18 protein-coding genes are annotated in these 21,450 nt (G+C 45.1%); 4 read left to right on the top strand and 14 right to left on the bottom strand.

Annotated features, from left to right (window positions below; all coding sequences use genetic code 11):
* Nucleotides 1-147: 147 nt before the first annotated feature.
* Together AB4329_RS15855 and hupA are read right to left on the bottom strand one after the other, a co-directional pair.
* Entirely contained in the window at nt 148-846 is a 699-nt protein-coding gene (locus tag AB4329_RS15855) for a DUF1481 domain-containing protein (RefSeq protein ID WP_017063655.1), read from the bottom strand.
* A gap of 47 nt (nt 847-893) precedes the next feature.
* The gene (gene hupA / locus AB4329_RS15850; protein ID WP_004729753.1) at nt 894-1,166 is read right to left on the bottom strand and encodes a nucleoid-associated protein HU-alpha; all 273 of its coding nucleotides are present in this window, start codon (nt 1,164-1,166) and stop codon (nt 894-896) included.
* Nucleotides 1,167-1,436: 270 nt separating this feature from the next.
* Between hupA and AB4329_RS15845 the strand changes: the two genes are divergently transcribed.
* Nucleotides 1,437-2,588 (top strand): CNNM domain-containing protein, encoded by a 1,152-nt coding sequence (locus tag AB4329_RS15845; RefSeq protein ID WP_017062700.1) that lies wholly within the window; start codon nt 1,437-1,439, stop codon nt 2,586-2,588.
* Nucleotides 2,589-2,692: 104 nt separating this feature from the next.
* On the opposite strand, the gene AB4329_RS15840 is transcribed toward AB4329_RS15845, so the two are convergent.
* The gene (locus tag AB4329_RS15840) at nt 2,693-3,280 is read right to left on the bottom strand and encodes a YjaG family protein (protein ID WP_372138716.1); all 588 of its coding nucleotides are present in this window, start codon (nt 3,278-3,280) and stop codon (nt 2,693-2,695) included.
* A gap of 71 nt (nt 3,281-3,351) precedes the next feature.
* On the opposite strand from AB4329_RS15840, the gene AB4329_RS15835 reads away from it, so the two are divergent.
* Together AB4329_RS15835 and AB4329_RS15830 are read left to right on the top strand one after the other, a co-directional pair.
* A complete protein-coding gene (locus tag AB4329_RS15835; protein ID WP_372138714.1) occupies nt 3,352-4,278 on the top strand; it encodes a D-2-hydroxyacid dehydrogenase in 927 nt (308 codons plus the stop codon).
* A complete protein-coding gene (locus tag AB4329_RS15830; protein WP_137001876.1) occupies nt 4,278-4,871 on the top strand; it encodes a uracil-DNA glycosylase family protein in 594 nt (197 codons plus the stop codon). The genes AB4329_RS15835 and AB4329_RS15830 overlap by 1 nt, the downstream gene beginning before the upstream one ends.
* Before the next feature lie 103 nt (nt 4,872-4,974).
* On the opposite strand, the gene hemE is transcribed toward AB4329_RS15830, so the two are convergent.
* Together hemE and nudC are read right to left on the bottom strand one after the other, a co-directional pair.
* Nucleotides 4,975-6,042: a uroporphyrinogen decarboxylase gene (gene hemE, locus AB4329_RS15825; RefSeq protein ID WP_017060530.1), complete on the bottom strand. Its 1,068-nt coding sequence runs from the start codon at nt 6,040-6,042 to the stop codon at nt 4,975-4,977.
* Nucleotides 6,043-6,341: 299 nt separating this feature from the next.
* On the bottom strand, nt 6,342-7,151 hold the full coding sequence (gene nudC, locus AB4329_RS15820; RefSeq protein ID WP_017060529.1) for an NAD(+) diphosphatase: 810 nt from the start codon (nt 7,149-7,151) through the stop codon (nt 6,342-6,344).
* Between the two features lie 165 nt (nt 7,152-7,316).
* On the opposite strand from nudC, the gene AB4329_RS15815 reads away from it, so the two are divergent.
* Nucleotides 7,317-7,814: an Rsd/AlgQ family anti-sigma factor gene (locus AB4329_RS15815; RefSeq protein ID WP_032546263.1), complete on the top strand. Its 498-nt coding sequence runs from the start codon at nt 7,317-7,319 to the stop codon at nt 7,812-7,814.
* 330 nt (nt 7,815-8,144) lie between these two features.
* On the opposite strand, the gene rpoC is transcribed toward AB4329_RS15815, so the two are convergent.
* From rpoC to tuf, 9 genes are all read right to left on the bottom strand, one after another.
* Nucleotides 8,145-12,347: a DNA-directed RNA polymerase subunit beta' gene (gene rpoC, locus AB4329_RS15810; RefSeq protein WP_017060527.1), complete on the bottom strand. Its 4,203-nt coding sequence runs from the start codon at nt 12,345-12,347 to the stop codon at nt 8,145-8,147.
* Between the two features lie 92 nt (nt 12,348-12,439).
* Nucleotides 12,440-16,468: a DNA-directed RNA polymerase subunit beta gene (gene rpoB / locus AB4329_RS15805; RefSeq protein WP_017060526.1), complete on the bottom strand. Its 4,029-nt coding sequence runs from the start codon at nt 16,466-16,468 to the stop codon at nt 12,440-12,442.
* Between the two features lie 235 nt (nt 16,469-16,703).
* Nucleotides 16,704-17,072, bottom strand: a complete 369-nt coding sequence (gene rplL, locus AB4329_RS15800; RefSeq protein WP_017060525.1) for a 50S ribosomal protein L7/L12 — start codon at nt 17,070-17,072, stop codon at nt 16,704-16,706.
* A 57-nt stretch (nt 17,073-17,129) separates the two neighbouring features.
* A complete protein-coding gene (gene rplJ / locus AB4329_RS15795; RefSeq protein ID WP_017060524.1) occupies nt 17,130-17,624 on the bottom strand; it encodes a 50S ribosomal protein L10 in 495 nt (164 codons plus the stop codon).
* A 250-nt stretch (nt 17,625-17,874) separates the two neighbouring features.
* Nucleotides 17,875-18,579, bottom strand: a complete 705-nt coding sequence (rplA, locus tag AB4329_RS15790) for a 50S ribosomal protein L1 (RefSeq protein WP_017068866.1) — start codon at nt 18,577-18,579, stop codon at nt 17,875-17,877.
* A 4-nt stretch (nt 18,580-18,583) separates the two neighbouring features.
* Nucleotides 18,584-19,012 carry a 50S ribosomal protein L11 gene (gene rplK, locus AB4329_RS15785; protein WP_010435555.1) on the bottom strand — a complete coding sequence of 143 codons (429 nt, stop codon included), beginning with the start codon at nt 19,010-19,012 and terminating at the stop codon, nt 18,584-18,586.
* A gap of 213 nt (nt 19,013-19,225) precedes the next feature.
* The gene (gene nusG, locus AB4329_RS15780) at nt 19,226-19,774 is read right to left on the bottom strand and encodes a transcription termination/antitermination protein NusG (RefSeq protein WP_010435556.1); all 549 of its coding nucleotides are present in this window, start codon (nt 19,772-19,774) and stop codon (nt 19,226-19,228) included.
* A gap of 13 nt (nt 19,775-19,787) precedes the next feature.
* Nucleotides 19,788-20,165: a preprotein translocase subunit SecE gene (secE, locus tag AB4329_RS15775; RefSeq protein WP_010435558.1), complete on the bottom strand. Its 378-nt coding sequence runs from the start codon at nt 20,163-20,165 to the stop codon at nt 19,788-19,790.
* Nucleotides 20,166-20,388: 223 nt separating this feature from the next.
* A partial coding sequence (gene tuf, locus AB4329_RS15770; protein WP_136983005.1) for an elongation factor Tu occupies nt 20,389-21,450 on the bottom strand: 1,062 nt, incomplete at its 5' end.

The following is a 21,450-nucleotide window of genomic DNA, read 5'->3' as shown; positions in this document are numbered from 1 at the left end:
CACATTTCAGGACGGGACAGAATAACAGAAAAAGGCGCCTCAATAGGCGCCTTTTATTATCTCATTTACACAAGAATCTGTATTTGTACAGACAAATAGGCACTTGGCCTACAGTAGGCCAAATACTCTCAATCCTTTGATTACTCGCTATTCTTTCAACAATGATGGCCTAACGACACAATCATGGCTGTCTTCAGCCAGCATCAGTAACTCTTCCACGCTCATCTTACCCAGTGAATCACTGCCAAGAAACGCCGCATAGCTTTCCACAGACGCCAATCGGTCAATCACGAAGCCTGGCAAGGTCTGGTTAAATTCAATGCGATCAAACTCACCACCAGCGCACGTTTTAAAAGAGCTGCCATTCCAGTAACCCTGAATCAGCCTAAGCCCTTCATCATGCTGCTTCGTTGTGGTCTCTAGAACCGACGTCGCTTCTTTCTGATAGTTTTCAAGCTGCTTGGCTTGGATAGGTAAGATTTTGCTATCAATACGATACTGTTGATACACAGCTTCGCCTGACTTATTGAAACGCACATGGACTCGATAGGGAACCAGCTCATTAGAAGAGTTACGCTGCTCGCCTTCACGAATGAATTCACGAAGCACGCCTTCTGACCAAGCATAATCAGTTTGGTACCAGCCGTAATCGCCGACAGTGACGTAGTCAGCTGAAGTATGAGGTTGTGTTAGCTTGTTTGTAACCCAGTAGAAACTCGTCGCGTCGCCCATGACTTGGCCGCCAGTGTGAGTTTCAAATTGCTCTAGGTTTTTGCGAGGGCTTGTTGAAGAACAGCCAATAAGAAATGTAGATAATAGTGAAACGAGAAGAAATGCTTTTTTCATAAAAACCTGTACCGAGGTGGAATACGACTACCTCGGTACAGTTTAGATTATTTCACTGAATCTTTCAGCGCTTTACCTGCAACAAATGCTGGAACATTTGCAGCAGCGATTTGGATCTCATCACCAGTTTTTGGGTTACGACCAGTGCGAGCTGCACGGTGGTTTACTTTAAAAGTACCAAAACCAATTAGCTGAACTTGATCGCCATCTTTAAGAGCATCTGTAACACCGCCAAGAGTCGCTTCTAGAGCAGCTTTAGCTTGTGCTTTAGAAAGGTCCGCTTTTTCAGCAATAAAGTCGATTAATTGAGTCTTGTTCATTTTAGGTTTCCCTTCTTTGTATTTTTGAATTCAATTCACTCTAAAACATAAATGCCCCATCTGGCAAAGGTTTGTCGTCGATCTTTAGCTCTAATGCCGTAGTTTTAGCCATAATATGAGTAATAACTCACAATTTGTTACTGATTTTATTAAGCAAGCCCTTGTTTAAAAGGGGCTGAGAGCAAAATTAATGATGACCTAGCCACTACTTTTTCACTATAATCCACGCTGAATCGCTGCTAAAGCGTACAATTTAATTTAAGGGCAAACATGCTGCTGCTATCTATTTACGTCTCCATTGCTATTGGAGTTTCTTTCATTTGTTCTGTTTTGGAAGCTGTACTTTTGAGTATTAGTCCGAGCTACATTGCTCAACTAAAACAAAATGGGCACCCTGCAGCAGAGTCTTTAGACAAACTGAAAACAGATATTGACCGCCCGCTTGCGTCAATTTTAACGCTCAACACCATCGCCCATACTATCGGTGCTGCGACAGCAGGTGCACAAGCGGCTGTCGTTTTTGGTAGCCAATGGTTAGGTGTCTTCTCTGCCGTGCTAACGCTAGGTATCTTGGTATTATCTGAGATTGTTCCAAAAACCATTGGTGCAACCTACTGGCGTCAACTTGCTCCTGCTTCGGCAAGCGTGCTTCGTTGGATGGTGTTCTTCCTAACACCGTTTGTATGGTTCTCAGAACAGATCACCAAACGTCTTGCTCGTGGCCACCAAGCACCAAAAATGCGTGATGAGTTATCTGCAATGGCGATTTTGGCAAAAGAGAGCGGTGAATTTGCAGAAGGCGAGTCAAAAATCCTGAGCAACCTACTGGGTATTCAAGATGTACCCGTGACTCAGGTAATGACGCCGCGCCCAGTGGTATTCCGTGTTGATGCGGAAATGAGTGTGAATACGTTCCTAGAACAACATAAAGACACGCCATTCTCACGTCCGCTGGTTTACAGCGAGCAGAGTGACAACATCATCGGTTTTGTTCACCGCTTAGAGCTGTTTAGATTGCAGCAAGCCGGTTGTGGTGAGAAAGCTTTGGGTGAAGTAATGCGCCCTATCCACGTGTTGCTGAACAACATGGGCTTGGCTAAGGCCTTTGACCAGATGATGGCAAACCGCCTGCAACTGTCTTTAGTTGTGGACGAATACGGCACTATTCAGGGCATCATCACCCTAGAAGACATCTTTGAGCACCTAGTGGGCGAAGAGATTGTCGACGAAGCGGATAAGACGACTGACATGCAAGAACTGGCGTTCCAACGCTGGGAGAAGTGGAAAGAGACACACGGTGTTATCGAAAACCGCGATGACGAGGACGAGGAAGAAACTCCAGCAGACAACGACTCTTCAGATGCAAAATCAACGAATGACGACGACGCATCAAAAGATAAGGCATCAAAAGACAAAGTGTAGAACGAAGACAAAAAAGACGCTTAATCTAAATTTGATACCGTCAGATACAACAAAGGCTCCCTAGGGAGCCTTTGTTTTTATTCGTACCTTGGTGCAATTGCGAATTATAGCGCAACACCAATGTTACTGACTGGGTCTTCACGCAGTTCGTGGCGTAGGTCTTTGATCAGCTCTAAGTCACGCTCAGTCGTTTCACGTAGAGGTCGGAAAATGGCCCACTGAACGTCCCACTCTTCACACACCGCTTCGTTTTCTTTCTGGTTTTCGTTCGTCACTTCTTCAGCGCCTTGAGCAAACTCAAGCTCAGCAACCGTCTTCACCGATTGTTGACTCACTTTAATTACCGCTTCCAACATATGTTCACGGTCAAGCAGACCATGAATTAGCGTTGCTAGGCCTTGGCATGCGTCCATTGCTGGGTAAACACCATAAAAATCAAAATCATCACCGCTAGGGAATAGCTCTTCAACCTTCTCAAGTTGACGCTCAAAGTTCACCTTTGCTGTTTTAACCGTCAGGATTTCCCAAATGCTATCCAAAACATCACGATAGATTCGAGCTTCCGCAAATTCTGTATTCTCACAAAAAATGGCATAGTTAGGGTACATACGCTCACATAGACACGCCATAAAGGTAATTTGTTGCCAAGGTTCTAACTTTTCAAGACGAACCTGCAGTGGATTCTGAAGCATAGTCACTCAATAATTGCAGAAAAAGACAGCGAAAGTGTACTTGATAAACCCTGGGGGGAAAAGGTAAGCCGATGAACAATTTTACGAATAAGCTCTATATTCTTACTGAGCATGACGATACCTATACGCAACTGATTCTAAACCAGGATTTACCCGACCTAGAAATCACTCAAAACCCCAAATCAGCACAGATTGTCTTGGCGTCACCACCTCTAATCGCAGAGCGCCTCGGCGAGTTTAAAGAGCTAGACTGGGTACAGAGTACCTATGCCGGAATCAATAAACTCACTCAGCCAGATCTGCGTCAGGACTATACGCTAACCAACGTCAAAGGCATCTTTGGTCCGGCTATCGCAGAATACGTATTGGGTTACACAATCAGTCACTGTAGACACTTCCCTCATTACCACCAGCATCAACAACAACGAAACTGGCAGCCACAGCTTTGTACTAGCCTAACTGACAAAACTATGGTGATTTTAGGAACAGGTTCAATCGGCAGTCATTTGGCAAAAACCGCGGCGGCTTTTGGTATTCATACCATAGGTGTCAACCGTACCGGCATCCCATCCAAACAAGAAACCTTTAAAGAGACTTTCCACATCAATGAGATAGAGGCTGCCCTTAAGCAGGCCGATATTGTGGTCAACACCTTGCCATCAACCGCTGAAACCTATCAGCTGTTGAACCAAACCACGTTAGGTTACTGCTCTAATGTGTTGCTGTTTAATGTCGGTCGAGGGGAAAGCATCGACAATAAAGCCTTGTTGCTCGCCATAAAAAACAGATGGGTAGAACACGCATTTTTAGATGTGTTTGAAAGTGAACCCCTCTCTCAGGAACATCCTTTCTGGAAACTACCGCAAGTCACCATCACTCCACACATCGCTGCACTCAGTGAGCCAAGACAAGTAGTCGAGATCTTCGCAGAGAATTACAAACAGTGGCGAGATGGCTTTACACTTAATCATGTCATCGATTTTGATAAAGGTTACTGATGTCCTCTTCGTTACTTAAAGAGATTCGACAATGCCGAGCTTGTGAGCCTCACCTATCACACGGTGCTAACCCGGTGATTCAAGCGCATCCAAACGCGCGCTTGCTGATCATAGGTCAAGCGCCGGGTATCAAGGTGCATGAGTCGTCGATCCCTTGGAATGACGCGAGTGGCGAACGATTAAGAGGATGGTTAGGGATAGATAGCGATACTTTTTACGACGAGCAAAAAGTCGCGATTGTGCCTATGGGGTTTTGTTATCCGGGGAAAGGGAAAAGTGGTGATCTTCCACCACGCAAAGAGTGCGCGGAGCTTTGGCATAACAAAGTGCTGCAATCTCTACCCAATATTCAAATGACACTGCTGATTGGCCAGTACGCACAAAACCATTACCTAACAAACAAGACCACCAGCACATTGACCGAAACCGTGCGTGATTGGCAAAGGTGGGCGCCTGAGTTTTTGCCATTACCCCACCCTTCGCCACGCAATAATATCTGGCTCAAGAAGAACCCTTGGTTTGAAAGTGAAGTCACTCCTTATATCAGGAAACACATCTCTGAGCATTTGGCCTACCATGATCCAAATACCTAATTAACTGCACACAACAAGATTAAACCGCCATCAAATGCCAATTTCAGGCAATAAAAAAGCGCTGTTGGTTTCCCAACAGCGCTTTCAATAATCTTACTCAGAATTACTTGTGGTAAGGCTTAGACAATTCGTGAACAGCGTCAACGAATACACCAGCGTTCTCTGGCGGTACATCTAAGTGGATACCGTGGCCTAGGTTAAATACATGACCTGTACCACCGTCGCCGAAGCCTTCAAGGATGCTGCCCACTTCTTCGCGAATACGTTCAGGCTGAGCGTAAAGCATTGAAGGATCCATGTTACCTTGCAGAGCAACTTTGTCGCCGATGCGAGCTTTTGCATCTGCGATGTTGATTGTCCAGTCTAGACCAACCGCGTCACAACCTGTTGCTGCGATAGACTCAAGCCACATGCCACCGTTCTTAGTGAACAGAGTAACCGGTACTCGACGACCTTCGTTTTCACGGATTAGGCCATCAACGATTTTGTGCATGTATTGCAGTGAGAATAGGTTGTAGTCACGAGGAGTCAGTACACCACCCCATGTATCAAATACCATTACCGATTGAGCACCCGCTTTAATTTGCGCGTTCAAGTATTCGATAACACTGTCAGCCAGCTTGTCTAGAAGCAGGTGCAGCGTTTGTGGTTCTGCGTACATCATCTTCTTGATCTTAGTGAATGCTTTAGAGCTTCCACCTTCAACCATGTATGTCGCTAGAGTCCATGGGCTACCAGAGAAACCAATCAGTGGCACTTCGCCTTTCAGGTCTTTACGGATCTGACGAACGGCATTCATTACGTATTGAAGCTCGCCTTCTGGATCAGGTAGGCCAATCTTCTCTACGTCAGCTTTACACGTGATAGGACGCTCAAACTTAGGACCTTCACCTGTTTCAAAGTACAAACCTAAGCCCATTGCATCAGGGATAGTTAGGATGTCTGAGAACAAGATTGCCGCATCAAGCGGGAAACGACGTAAAGGTTGAAGTGTTACTTCTGATGCCAGTTCCGCGTTTTTGCACAAAGACATGAAATCGCCCGCTTCAGCGCGCGTTGCTTTGTATTCAGGAAGATAGCGGCCAGCTTGGCGCATCATCCATACCGGTGTGTAATCAACAGGCTGTTTTAAAAGTGCGCGTAAATAGCGATCGTTTTTTAATTCGGTCATTCCGTTAAATTCCAATTCAATCTTGTCTAGTTTTGATGGCAAGTATTCTAACACTGATTGAAGGGTAAAAGCTGTGTGCTTTGCAACCTAGATCAAGTTATTAACTTTTAAATCAATGCTTAATTTGCACCCAATTACGGGAGCATGTTAAAAATTTGTTCGCTAGCGAAAATTACAATTATAACATCTGAGTAGTCACTACTCAGCATCTCATAACGACATCTTACTTACCCCCTCCACTTGTGGAGGGTTTTTTTTAGCTTTTGATCACCCATAGGCCAAATACTATCACAGGCAAATTAGTGCTCTAGTATCTGCTCAGTCACACCATCTTTCATCACGTCATCAACGGTTTTCTCAATCAACTGTCTCGCAATGGTTCCAACAGGAGCAACATCAGGCAGGCTTGTTACGTCAAACCATTGAGCATCCGATAGCTCGCTGTAGTCAGGCTTGAGCGTACCACCAGCATAATCTGCGAGAAAGCCCATCATCATACTCGATGGAAACGCCCATGGCTGGCTGCCAAAATAACGAATATTATCGACATCGATACCCGTTTCTTCTTTGACTTCTCTTGCCACACACTGCTCTAAGGTCTCTCCGACCTCTAGGAAGCCCGCTATCACGGTATACATACCTGTCTTATGTCTTGGGTGCTGCGCAAGCAATATCTTGTTGTCGTTTCGTACAGCGACAATGATGCACGGGAAGATACGAGGATAATGAAGTGTGCGGCAATCTCCACACTGCATCGCCACCTGGTTATGGTTGAGATGATTTCGACCACCACACTGAGGGCAAAAACGCATACTTTGAGTCATATGCCCATATTGGATGGCTTTGCTTGCAGTCAAGAAACTCACTTCAGGCCAGTGCAGTAACTCTCTTAGGCTGACCATGCTCAGCTCATTCTCCACATCACAATCGTTGAGCCAATACACCTTGCGACCTTGATGCTGACCAATACAGATTGCATGCTCCACACTCAGCCCAAGCTCTTCAGCAGAGCCAAACGGAAACTGATCATTATTAACCCAAATATCACTACCAGAAACGACGCACCAATAAGCTTGCTCTGTCATTTTGTTATCACTTTTTTTTAACATCCCTATGCCTCATTGCTTGCAGTTCGTTCATTTTACTGGCAATCTAATTTCATACTAGAGTTGTAGCAGAGAATATTTCAAGCTATTACTTTTAGTAGCTACCAATAAAACGGACCCTGCTTAGGCAATTACTTGATCACAAGGTTGTGATCAGATCATGAGGACATGGTCATGCTAAATAAATTCAAACAAATACAAGAACAATGGGGTGGCTCTAATGAGGTCATCGATCATTGGCTCGAAACTCGACAGTCTCTAATCGTTGAGTATTGTAAGCTAGGTGCCTTGCAGCCAGCTAGCAACGGGCAATCAAACGTTGTTGAACTCCCTTCCCCTAAAGAAATAAGCTCATTCTGTGATCATGTTGTCGATTATATCTCAGAGGGTCATTTTAAGATCTACGATATGGTCATGAAAAAATGGCAAGCAACAGGCTTTAAAACCAATGACGAGATTGATACAACTTACGCGAAGATCGTACTTACAACCGAGCCGCTTCTAGAATTCAATGATAAGTACGTTAAAGTAAATGCAGACGATGAGTTGCCTAACTTCGAAGGAGATATGTCCAAAGTAGGTGAACTACTCGAACTACGTTTTGAAGTAGAAGATAATCTTATCCAGCTTATTGCAGACAGTTTAGCGATTCCACCAGGCGCTTAGTTAGCCGAATCCTTAATAAGCTTGCCTCTGTGCAAGCTTTTTGTTTTGTCTGTAAGGTTATCCAAACTACCCAGAACCTTTCAGACAGAGCTTACTCGCTCGCCCTGACCTTTAGCCATAAGCATATGGTTACAGCCCTAATCAGCCTAGTCATCTCTACCCTTTATCTTACTGGCCTCAAAGAGCACTCTTCAGGACATAAATCCAACCTCACCAGCTAGATAAGCACACCTATCACTTTATAAGTCATAGCTAAATACCAATACGCCAGATACAAAAAAGGCACCCGAAGGTGCCTTTTTCTTATCTCTTAGAGACTACTCGTAGAGCTTACTCTTCTGAAGAGAAACCAGCGTTTAGAAGTGCTGCTAGATTGTCAGTAGCTTGTTCAGCTGAAGGACCTTCTTGCTCTTCTTCACGTTGTTTTTGACGCTCTTGGTGGTATGCGAAACCAGTACCAGCTGGGATCAGACGACCAACAATTACGTTCTCTTTCAGACCGCGAAGGTCATCACGCTTACCAGAAACCGCAGCTTCTGTTAGTACGCGAGTCGTTTCTTGGAACGATGCAGCTGAGATGAATGACTCAGTTGCAAGAGATGCTTTAGTAATACCTAGTAGATCACGTTCGAAACGTACTAGTTCTTTACCTTCAGCTTCTAGCTTACGGTTAGCAATCTTAACATTGTGGTACTCAACTTGTTCGCCAGGTAGGAACGGAGAGTCACCAGAATGAGTGATTGTACACTTACGTAGCATTTGACGAACGATAGTCTCGATGTGCTTATCGTTAATCTTTACGCCTTGTAAGCGGTAAACTTCTTGAACTTCGTTCGCGATGTACTGAGTTACTGCGTGGATACCACGTAGACGCAGGATATCGTGTGGAGTTTCAGGACCGTCGGCGATTACATCACCACGTTCAATCTTCTCACCTTCGAACACGTTCAATTGACGATGCTTAGGAATCATCTCTTCGTAAGCGTCACCGCCTTCACGAGTGATTACTAGACGACGCTTACCTTTCGTTTCTTTACCGAAAGACACAGTACCTGTGTGCTCAGCAAGGATCGCAGGCTCTTTAGGCTTACGAGCTTCGAATAGGTCAGCTACGCGTGGTAGACCACCGGTGATATCTTTGTTTCCGCTCGATTTTTGAGGGATACGAGATAGTGTGTCACCGATGCCAACTTCAGCGCCATCTTCGATGTTTACAATCGCTTTGCCAGGTAGGAAGTAGTGAGCTGGCATATCAGTACCAGGGATCATTACGTCGTTACCTTGCTCATCAACAAGTTTGATAGCTGGACGCATATCTTTACCTGCTGCTGGGCGAGCTGCTGCGTCTGTAACTTCACTTGAAGAAAGACCCGTTAGATCGTCAGTTTGACGAGAAACTGTAATACCATCGATCATATCTACGAATTGGATACGACCTGCCACTTCAGTGATGATTGGCATGGTATGCGCTTCCCAGTTAGCTACAACTTCACCAGCAGTAACTGCTGCGTTGTCGCCTTTGGTTAGCATCGAACCGTAAGGAAGTTTGTGCTTCTCTTTAGTACGGCCGAATTCATCAATAATCGTCATCTCAGATGCACGAGAAGTGATAACCAGTTTCTTATCTTTGTTAACTACGAACTTAGCATTGTGAAGTTTCACAGTACCAGTTGTCTTAGCTTGGATGCTGTTCTCTGCTGCTGCAGTAGATGCCGCACCACCGATGTGGAACGTACGCATCGTTAGCTGTGTACCCGGTTCACCGATAGATTGTGCAGCGATAACACCAACTGCTTCACCTTGGTTCACTAGGTGACCACGTGCTAGGTCACGACCGTAACACTGTGCACAACAACCGAAGTCTGCATCACAGGTAACAACAGAGCGCACTTTCATGCTATCTACTGAGTTGTCTTCCATGATTTGACACCACTTCTCATCAATCAGAGTATTACGTGGAATCAGTACATCTTCAGTACCAGGCTTAAGAACGTCTTCAGCTACTACACGACCTAGAGCAAGCTCAGAAAGTGCAACTTTAACGTCACCACCTTCGATGTGAGGCATCATGTCGATACCTTCATGCGTGCCACAGTCATGTTCGTGTACTACAACGTCTTGAGCAACGTCTACTAGACGACGAGTTAGGTAACCCGAGTTTGCTGTTTTCAGTGCTGTATCCGCAAGACCCTTACGAGCACCGTGCGTTGAGATAAAGTACTGAAGGACGTTTAGACCTTCTTTAAAGTTCGCTGTGATCGGCGTTTCGATGATTGAACCATCTGGACGCGCCATCAGACCACGCATACCTGCTAGCTGACGAATCTGAGCTGCAGAACCACGTGCGCCCGAGTCGGCCATCATGTAGATGCTGTTGAACGATTCTTGCTGTTCTTCTTCGCCGTCACGGTTGATAACTGTTTCAGAAGATAGGTTATCCATCATTGCTTTCGCAACGCGGTCATTCGTAGATGCCCAGATATCGATAACTTTGTTGTAACGCTCACCCGCAGTAACAAGACCAGATTGGAATTGCTCTTGGATTTCGCGAACTTCTTCTTCAGCAGATTCAATTTCATCGTATTTCGCTTGAGGTACAACCATATCGTCGATACCTACAGAAACACCAGAAAGTGCAGCGTATGCAAAACCTGCGTACATGATTTGGTCAGCAAATACTACTGTATCTTTTAGACCAAGCTTACGGTAACACTCGTTAAGAAGAGTAGAGATCTGCTTCTTACCTAACTTTTGGTTAACGATGCTGTACGGTAGGCCAGCTGGAACGATTTGCCATAGCATTGCACGGCCGACAGTTGTATCAACCATCTTCGTTTCAGTAGTGCTGTTACCATCTTCGTCTACTACAGTTTCGGTGATACGTACTTTAACGCGAGCGTGTAGCTCAGCAGTCTTAGTACGGTATGCCTTTTCAGCCTCAGCAGGGCCAGCAAGGTACATACCTTCGCCTTTCACGTTGATCTTGTCACGTGTCATGTAGTAAAGACCCAATACAACGTCCTGAGAAGGTACGATGATCGGATCACCTGACGCTGGCGACAGAATGTTATTCGTCGACATCATCAGTGTACGTGCTTCAAGCTGTGCTTCTAGAGTTAGAGGCACGTGTACCGCCATTTGGTCACCATCGAAGTCGGCGTTGTATGCCGCACACACTAGTGGGTGAAGCTGAATCGCTTTACCTTCGATTAGTACTGGTTCAAACGCTTGGATACCTAGACGGTGAAGTGTAGGTGCACGGTTAAGCAGTACTGGGTGTTCGCGGATTACTTCGTCCAGGATATCCCAAACGATAGCTTCTTCGCGCTCTACCATCTTCTTAGCAGCTTTGATTGTCGTAGCCATGCCACGAGTTTCTAGCTTGCTGTAGATGAACGGCTTAAATAGCTCAAGTGCCATCTTCTTAGGAAGACCACACTGATGTAGACGAAGGTATGGACCTACTGTGATTACAGAACGGCCAGAGTAGTCTACACGTTTACCTAGAAGGTTCTGACGGAAACGACCTTGTTTACCCTTGATCATATCAGCAAGAGATTTCAGAGGACGCTTGTTAGAACCAGTGATAGCACGACCACGACGACCGTTATCTAGAAGTGCATCAACAGACTCTTGCAGCATACGCTTTTCGTTACGTACGATGATGTCCGGAGCAGCTAGCTCTAGAAGGCGCTTCAAACGGTTGTTACGGTTGATCACACGACGGTAAAGGTCGTTCAGATCTGAAGTCGCAAAACGACCGCCATCTAGTGGTACTAGAGGACGTAGATCTGGCGGCAGAACCGGAAGTACAGTCAGAATCATCCATTGCGGATCGTTACCCGATGCAATGAACGCTTCAACTAGCTTCAGGCGCTTAGTAACTTTTTTACGCTTAGTTTCTGAGTTAGTCGTTTCTAACTCTTCGCGCATTTCTTCCACTTCTTGATGAAGGTCCATTGTTGCAAGCAGATCTTTGATCGCTTCAGCACCCATCTTAGCAGTAAATTCGTCACCCCACTCTTCTAGACGATCCAGATACTCTTCTTCAGTAAGCATCTGAGATTTTTCTAGATCAGTCATACCTGGTTCAGTTACTACGTACATCTCGAAGTAAAGAACACGTTCGATATCACGTAGAGGGATATCCATTAGTAGACCGATACGAGACGGCAGTGATTTTAGGAACCAGATGTGAGCAACTGGTGAAGCTAGCTCGATGTGGCCCATGCGGTCACGACGAACTTTAGTTTGTGTAACTTCAACGCCACACTTCTCACAGATAACACCACGGTGCTTCAGGCGCTTGTATTTGCCACAAAGACATTCGTAGTCTTTAACTGGACCAAAAATACGTGCACAGAACAGACCATCACGTTCAGGTTTGAACGTACGATAGTTAATTGTTTCCGGCTTTTTAACTTCACCAAAAGACCATGAACGGATCATGTCTGGTGAAGATAGACCGATTTTGATTGCATCAAATTCTTCGGTCTTATGCTGTGCTTTTAGAAAGTTTAATAAGTCTTTCACATTCAGCTCCTGTAAGGAGTTAAAGGAGCTCACTGCTGTAGCAAGCTCCCTTTTACCAAATAATCCTATCTTCTTTTAAAAAGAAGGAGGGATTACTCTTCGTCTTCTAGCTCGATGTTGATACCTAGCGAGCGAATCTCTTTCAACAGTACGTTGAACGACTCAGGCATACCAGGTTCCATGCTATGGTTACCGTCTACGATGTTCTTATACATCTTAGTACGGCCGTTAACGTCATCTGACTTAACTGTTAGCATTTCTTGTAGAGTATATGCAGCACCGTATGCTTCTAGTGCCCATACTTCCATCTCACCGAAACGCTGACCACCGAACTGAGCTTTACCACCAAGTGGTTGCTGAGTTACTAGGCTGTAAGAACCAGTTGAACGAGCATGCATCTTGTCATCAACCAAGTGGTTCAGTTTCAGCATGTACATGTAACCAACAGTTACAGGACGCTCAAACGAATCACCAGTACGACCATCAAACAGTTTAAGCTGACCAGATTCTGGCAGATCACCCAGTTTAAGTAGTTCTTTGATTAGAGACTCAGAAGCACCGTCGAACACAGGAGTAGCAATCGGTAGACCGCCACGTAGGTTCTTGATCAGTGTACGAACTTGATCATCAGACAGTTCAGCAATATCAACTTTCTGACGAGTATCACCAAGATCGTAAACCTTCTGTAGGAACTCACGGAACTTATGCAGTTCTTGTTGTTCCTTAACCATTTGGTTGATCTTGTCACCGATACCTTTCGCAGCCAAACCTAAGTGAACTTCTAGGATCTGACCGATGTTCATACGCGATGGTACACCCAGCGGGTTAAGTACGATGTCTACAGGCTGACCTTTCTCATCGTATGGCATGTCTTCAACAGGGTTAATCTTAGAGATTACACCTTTGTTACCGTGACGACCGGCCATCTTATCACCAGGCTGGATACGACGTTTAACCGCTAGGTAAACTTTAACAATCTTAAGAACGCCAGGCGCTAGATCATCACCTTGAGTGATTTTACGACGCTTAGTTTCAAACTTCTTATCGAAGTCTGCTTTTAGCTCATCCCACTGCTCAGCAAGTTGCTCAAGCTGTGTTTGTAGCGCATCGTCTTCTAGAACTTGCTCTAGCCATTGCTTACGACCGATAGTATCAAGCTTAGCTTCAGAGTAACCACCAGACAGAAGTACAGCTTTAACACGGTTAAGAAGGCCACCCTCAAGAATTTGGAACTCTTCAGTTAGGTCTTTCTTAGCTTCTTTAAGCTGCATCTGTTCGATTTCAAGTGCACGCTTGTCTTTCTCTACGCCATCGCGAGTGAAGACTTGTACATCGATGATAGTACCCGAAACAGAGTTTGGTACACGTAGAGAAGTATCTTTAACATCAGATGCTTTCTCACCGAAGATAGCACGTAGTAGCTTCTCTTCAGGAGTCAGTTGAGTTTCACCTTTAGGGGTTACTTTACCAACTAGGATGTCGCCACCCTTAACTTCAGCACCAATGTAAACGATACCTGACTCGTCTAGTTTAGACAGAGCAGACTCACCTACGTTTGGAATATCAGCTGTGATCTCTTCAGAACCCAGCTTAGTATCACGAGCCACACAAGATAGTTCTTGGATGTGGATTGTCGTGAAACGGTCTTCTTGAACTACGCGCTCAGATACTAAGATCGAGTCTTCGAAGTTGTAACCGTTCCAAGGCATGAATGCGATACGCATGTTTTGGCCAAGAGCTAGTTCACCAAGGTCTGTTGAAGGACCATCAGCAAGAACATCGCCACGTGCAACTGGTTCACCAGGAAGTACAGTTGGACGTTGGTTAATACATGTGTTTTGGTTCGAACGCGTGTACTTAGTTAGGTTGTAGATATCGATACCAGCTTCGCCAGGTACCAATTCATCTTCGTTAACCTTAACTACGATACGAGAAGCGTCTACAGACTGAACTTGACCACCACGTTTAGCAACCGCTGTAACACCAGAGTCAACTGCGATGTTACGTTCGATACCAGTACCTACTAGAGGCTTATCAGCCTTAAGTGTTGGTACAGCTTGACGTTGCATGTTGGCACCCATCAATGCACGGTTCGCATCATCGTGTTCTAGGAACGGGATAAGCGAAGCAGCGATAGATACTACTTGGTTTGTCGCAACGTCCATGTAGTCAACGTGATCGCGTGGGTGAAGACCAGATTCACCTTTTTGACGAGCTGTGATTAGCTCATCTGCAAACGTACCTTCTTCAGTAAGAATGGTGTTTGCTTGCGCGATTACGAATTGACCTTCCTGGATTGCAGACAGGTAATCAACTTCTTCTGTTACTACACCATCTACTACACGACGGTACGGAGTTTCTAGGAAACCGTAATCGTTACAACGTGCAAACGCAGATAGTGAGTTAATTAGACCGATGTTTGGACCTTCAGGCGTTTCGATCGGACATAGACGACCGTAGTGAGTTACGTGAACGTCACGTACTTCGAAGCCTGCGCGCTCACGAGTAAGACCACCAGGACCTAAAGCAGAGATACGACGTTTGTGCGTAACTTCTGACAATGGGTTGTTTTGGTCCATGAACTGTGAAAGCTGTGAAGAGCCAAAGAATTCTTTAACTGCAGCAGAGATCGGCTTAGCGTTGATAAGATCTTGAGGCATGATTGCATCAAGGTCACCAAGGCTTAGGCGCTCTTTAACGGCACGTTCTACACGAACTAGACCAACACGGAATTGGTTTTCTGCCATTTCACCTACAGAACGGATACGACGGTTGCCAAGGTGGTCGATATCGTCCACTTCACCAATACCGTTACGGATACCAATCAGTTTCTTCATCACTTCGATGATGTCTGATTCATCCAGAGTACCGCGCTCTTCTTCTTCTTCACGCTCGATAGAGCTGTTGAACTTCATACGGCCTACAGTTGATAGGTCGTAACGTTCTTCAGAGAAGAATAGGCTTTCGAATAGAGACTCTGCAGCTTCTTTCGTTGGTGGCTCGCCAGGACGCATCATGCGGTAGATTTCTACCAATGCAGAGATGCGATCTACTGTGCTATCTGCACGTAGAGTGTCTGACATGAATGGACCGTGATCTAGGTCATTCGTGAACAGAGTTTGTAGAGCCTTGTGGCCTGCTTGAGACAGGTTAGCAAGAGCTTCTAGGCTAATCTCTTGGTTCGCGCCAACGATGATCTCGCCAGTTGCTTCGTTGATGTAATCTTTAGATGCAACTTTACCAACGATGTACTCTACTGGTACTTCGATGTGCTCAACGCCATCTTTTTCAAGTTGACGGATATGGCGAGCAGTAACACGACGACCAGTCTCAACGTAAGTTTTACCGTTTGCTTCGATGTCGAATGACGCAGTTTCACCACGTAGACGATCAGGAACCAACTCCATAAGAAGAGTTTGGTCTTTCACTTCGAAGTTCACTTTGTCGAAGAACAGATCAAGGATCTCTTCAGTCGATTTACCAAGTGCACGAAGAATAATCGATGCTGGTAGCTTACGACGACGGTCGATACGTACGAATAAGTTATCCTTAGGATCGAACTCAAAGTCTAACCATGAGCCACGGTAAGGAATTACACGTGCGTTATAAAGAACTTTACCTGATGAGTGGGTCTTACCCTTATCACTGTCGAAGAACACGCCTGGGCTTCGGTGCAGCTGGGATACGATAACCCTCTCGGTACCATTAATTACGAAAGTACCATTGTCTGTCATAAGCGGAATTTCGCCCATGTAGACTTCTTGTTCTTTAATGTCTTTTACAGTACCTGCTGGTGCATCTCGATCAAAGATAACTAGACGTAGTTTTACGCGTAGTGGCTTTGAGTAAGTAACACCGCGGATTTGACATTCTTTAACGTCAAAAACTGGCTCACCAAGACGGTAGCTAACGTATTGCAGCTCAGAATTGCCGTTGTAGCTCTGAATTGGAAATACAGAACGGAAAGCAGCTTCAAGACCGTATTGACCTTCTGGATCCTGTTCGATGAATTTGTCGAAAGAATCAAGCTGGATCGATAACAGGTATGGAATGTCCAAAACTTGTGGACGAGTACCAAAATCCTTACGGATGCGCTTTTTCTCGGTATAAGAGTAAACCATGGGGTTCCTCAGCTCGCTGATAAGTGACCCAAACCACCCAAAACACTCTTCAGAGGGGGTGGTGACAAACAGCTGTTTAGTGGTAGTGAACAATCATTTCGAAAAAATGACTGTTTTTTTGCTCGGATTATGACGGTTAAACAGCGGAAATTTCGCCATAGCCCTACAGCGCAAAAAGGCCGGTGGTTAATAAACCACCAGCCATTAGCCTTGCGGCTATGAAATTAAGTAATAATTACTTGATTTCAACAGAAGCGCCAGCTTCTTCTAGCTGTGCTTTAAGAGCTTCAGCTTCAGCTTTGTCAACGCCTTCTTTAAGCGCTGCAGGAGCTGAGTCTACAAGACCTTTAGCTTCTTTAAGACCTAGGCCAGTTGCGCCACGTACAGCTTTGATAACTTGTACTTTGTTAGCGCCAGCAGCAGTTAGGATTACGTCGAATTCAGTTTGCTCAGCAGCAGCGTCGCCGCCAGCTGCGCCACCAGCTACAACTGCAGCTGCAGCTGAAACGCCGAATTTCTCTTCCATAGCTTCGATAAGCTCAACAACTTGCATTACAGACATTTCTGCAACTGCGTCTAGGATTTGCTCGTTAGTAATAGACATAACAATTCTCTTTTAAGTCAACAATAAGTTTAATTTGCAACCAGTGAAAAGCAAGGCTTAAGCCGCTGCTTCTTCTTTTTGGTCACGTAGTGCAGCGATAGTACGAACCAGCTTGCCAGCAGAAGCTTCTTTCATGCACATCATTAGGCGTGCGATAGCTTCGTCGTAAGTTGGTAGTGTCGCTAGTACTTCAGCATCAGTAACTGCGCCTTCAAATGCAGCAGCTTTGATCTCGAAATCTTTGTTCTCTTTAGCGAAGTCTTTGAAAAGACGCGCTGCAGCACCTGGGTGCTCGTTAGAGAACGCGATCAGAGTTGGACCAGTGAAAGTGTCTACTAGACACTCGTAGTCTGTACCCTGAACCGCACGGCGTGCTAGTGTGTTACGAACAACTTTCATGTAAACACCCGCTTCGCGAGCTTGTTTACGTAGAGAAGTCATTGCGCCAACTTCAACGCCACGAGAATCAGCTACAACTGCAGAAAGTGCACCACTGGCAGCTTCGTTGACTTCAGCAACAATTGCTTTTTTGTCTTGAAGATTTAAAGCCATTTGGATTAACCTCTGGTTGTGATTACAGCACCCAATACAAAATGTATTGAGCGTTTACGATGTTATTTAAAAATGAATAAATCCACTTCAAACCACAACATCGCCTACGTAGGTTTTATTAAGCTATCAATAATCTAATGAAAATCGACAGCGCCTACGGTCTTGGGATAGATGATTTCAAATTGCTTTAAAACCACCCAACCACAAATATTAGGCGCAGAAGTATACACTAAATCTGCGCCTAAGCAAATTAGTTTGCTTGAGTATCAAGACTAGCTTGATCAACAGCAACACCAGCACCCATCGTAGTAGAGATGCTTACTTTCTTCAGGTAAGTACCCTTAGCTGAAGAAGGCTTAGCTTTCTTAAGAGCAACTAGAAGTGCTTCTAGGTTCTCTTGAAGCTGGCTAGCTTCGAAAGATGCTTTACCGATAGTAGTGTGGATGATGCCGTTCTTGTCGTTACGGTAACGAACCTGACCAGCTTTAGCGTTCTTAACCGCTTCAGCAACGTTAGGAGTTACAGTACCAACTTTAGGGTTTGGCATAAGGCCGCGTGGACCTAGGATTGTACCTAGTTGACCAACAACACGCATTGCATCTGGAGAAGCAACAACTACGTCGAAGTTCATTTCGCCTTTTTTCACTTGCTCAGCAAGATCTTCCATACCAACGATATCTGCGCCAGCAGCTTTAGCAGCTTCTGCGTTTGCACCTTGAGTGAAAACAGCAACGCGGATGTCACGGCCAGTACCGTGAGGTAGCACAGTTGCGCCACGAACGTTTTGGTCAGATTTACGAGCATCGATGCCTAGGTTAACAGCAACGTCTACAGACTCAACGAATTTAGCAGTCGCTAGTTCTTTTAGAAGAGCAACAGCTTCGTTGATTTCGTATTCTTTAGTTGAGTCAACTTTGTCGCGGATTACGCGCATACGCTTAGTAAGTTTAGCCATGATCTTATCCCTCTACCACTAGGCCCATTGAACGAGCAGTACCAGCAATAGAACGTTTCATTGCTTCGATGTCAGCACCAGTCATATCAGCAGCTTTAGTTTCTGCGATTTCCTGAACTTGAGCGTCAGTAACAGTACCAACTTTCTCAGTGTTTGGACGACCTGAACCAGACTTAACGCCAGCAGCTTTCTTAAGAAGAACAGCAGCAGGTGGAGTCTTAGTTACGAACGTGAAAGAACGGTCGTTGTAAACAGTAATAACTACTGGAGTAGGTAGACCTTTCTCAACAGATTCTGTTTTTGCGTTGAACGCTTTACAGAATTCCATGATGTTCACGCCGTGCTGACCTAGAGCAGGACCAACCGGTGGACTTGGGTTTGCCATACCAGCTGCAACTTGCAGTTTGATATAAGCTTCAACTTTCTTAGCCATGATATTTCCTAATATTTTGGGTACATGCGCTAGCCGCAAGGCGAGCTCCCCATAAATTCAATTAACTCTTTTTCACTTCCACAGAAGCAAAAAGGCGCGAAATTATAATCATAATTCGCGCCTTTAACAACCCTAAAAAGGTGATTTTTTATACTCTTTTATTTTGAACAACTTATGAAGTATTTATCCACAGCTTGTTCAAAACTTAGAGTTTTAGTCCAGTTTTTCAACCTGACCAAATTCAAGCTCAACCGGTGTTGCACGACCAAAGATCGATACAGATACCTTAATGCGGCTTTTCTCGTAATCTACTTCTTCAACAGTACCGTTGAAGTCAGCAAATGGACCATCGTTCACACGAACCACTTCACCCGCTTCGAACATTGTCTTAGGACGTGGAGACTCGCTCGCTTTCTCTAGACGGTTCAAGATAGCATCAGCTTCTTTATCAGTGATTGGTGCAGGACGATCAGAGGTACCACCAATGAAGCCCATAACACGCGGAATGCTGCGTACTAAGTGCCATGATTCATCATTCATGATCATTTGAACTAATACGTAGCCAGGGAAGAATTTACGTTCACTTTTACGGCGTTGGCCTGCACGCATTTCCACTACTTCTTCAGTAGGTACTAGCACATCGCCAAATAGTTCTTCCATGTTGTGCATTTTAATATGCTCGCGTAGCGACTGTGCAACACGACCTTCAAAGCCAGAAAAGGCTTGAACTACATACCAACGTTTTTTTGGAGCTTCACTCATGAATCAGAACCCTCTACACCCCAGTTGCTAGAGAAACTAGACGGACCATAATGCCGTCAATTCCCCAAAGCACTAGAGACATAACAATACATACAGCTAAAACGATCAATGTAGTTTGCATAGTTTCTTGGCGAGTAGGCCAAACAACTTTACGAATCTCCATACGAGATTCTTTTGCAAAATCGATCGCAGCTTTACCTTTAGTTGTTGTTGCTGCAACGCCTAGTGCGGCAGCAATCAGCACAACTACACCTGCAGCGCGAATTACAACAGACAATTCACCATACAGGTAATTACCCACAACAGCAGCAGCCAACAGAACAAAAGCGACAATCCACTTCATTGTATCTGCTGCACCTGAGCTATCAGGAGTTTCAGCGTTTGCTTTCATAAAACCAACCTGTGATAAGTCTTAAATATAGACGACAATAACCCCGCTGTTGCAGGGCACATTCCTTTGCGTTGCAAAACAACACATCTAACAGTCATTTTAGTCAAAAAGACCGTTTAATTCTTTGCTAAGAGCAAAAATCGATGTCAAAACATCCAACTCTTTTTTTAGCGCAGAAAAAGGGCATCAAATGATGCCCTTTTTACTAGTGGTTCGTCAAATCTTATGCAAAGATTTTAGCTACAACACCAGCACCAACTGTACGGCCACCTTCGCGGATTGCGAAACGTAGACCTTCGTCCATTGCGATTGGAGCGATTAGCTCAACAGTCATTTGAACGTTGTCACCTGGCATTACCATTTCTACGCCTTCTGGTAGAGTGATATCGCCTGTTACGTCAGTTGTACGGAAGTAGAACTGTGGACGGTAACCTTTGAAGAAAGGAGTGTGACGGCCGCCTTCGTCTTTAGAAAGTACGTATACTTCAGACTCAAACTTAGTGTGTGGGTTGATAGAACCTTTCGCAGAAAGTACTTGACCACGTTCAACGTCATCACGCTTAGTACCACGTAGAAGTGCACCAACGTTCTCACCTGCACGACCTTCGTCAAGCAGTTTACGGAACATTTCAACACCAGTACAAGTAGTAAGAGTAGTCTCTTTGATACCAACGATTTCTACTTCGTCACCTACACGTAGGATACCGCGCTCGATACGACCAGTTACAACAGTACCACGACCTTGAATTGAGAATACATCTTCAATTGGTAGTAGGAACGGTTGGTCAACTGCACGCTCTGGCTCAGGAATGTAAGAATCTAGTGCTTCTGCAAGCTCAACGATCTTGTCTTCCCACTGCTTCTCGCCGTTTAGTGCGCCAAGTGCAGAACCTTGGATAACTGGTAGGTCATCACCTGGGAAGTCGTATTCAGAAAGAAGTTCACGAACTTCCATCTCAACTAGCTCAAGTAGCTCTTCGTCATCTACCATGTCACATTTGTTCATGAATACGATGATGTAAGGGATACCAACTTGACGACCAAGTAGGATGTGCTCACGAGTTTGAGGCATAGGGCCGTCAGTCGCAGCAACAACTAGGATACCGCCGTCCATTTGTGCAGCACCAGTGATCATGTTTTTAACATAATCCGCGTGTCCTGGACAGTCTACGTGTGCGTAGTGACGTGCTGGAGTGTCGTACTCAACGTGAGAAGTTGCGATTGTGATACCGCGCTCACGCTCTTCTGGAGCGTTATCGATAGATGCGAAATCTTTAGCAACACC

Source organism: Vibrio sp. 10N.261.54.A5 (assembly GCF_041471145.1).
Lineage (GTDB): Bacteria > Pseudomonadota > Gammaproteobacteria > Enterobacterales > Vibrionaceae > Vibrio > Vibrio crassostreae_C.
This window is presented reverse-complemented; position numbering and strand designations above follow the sequence as displayed.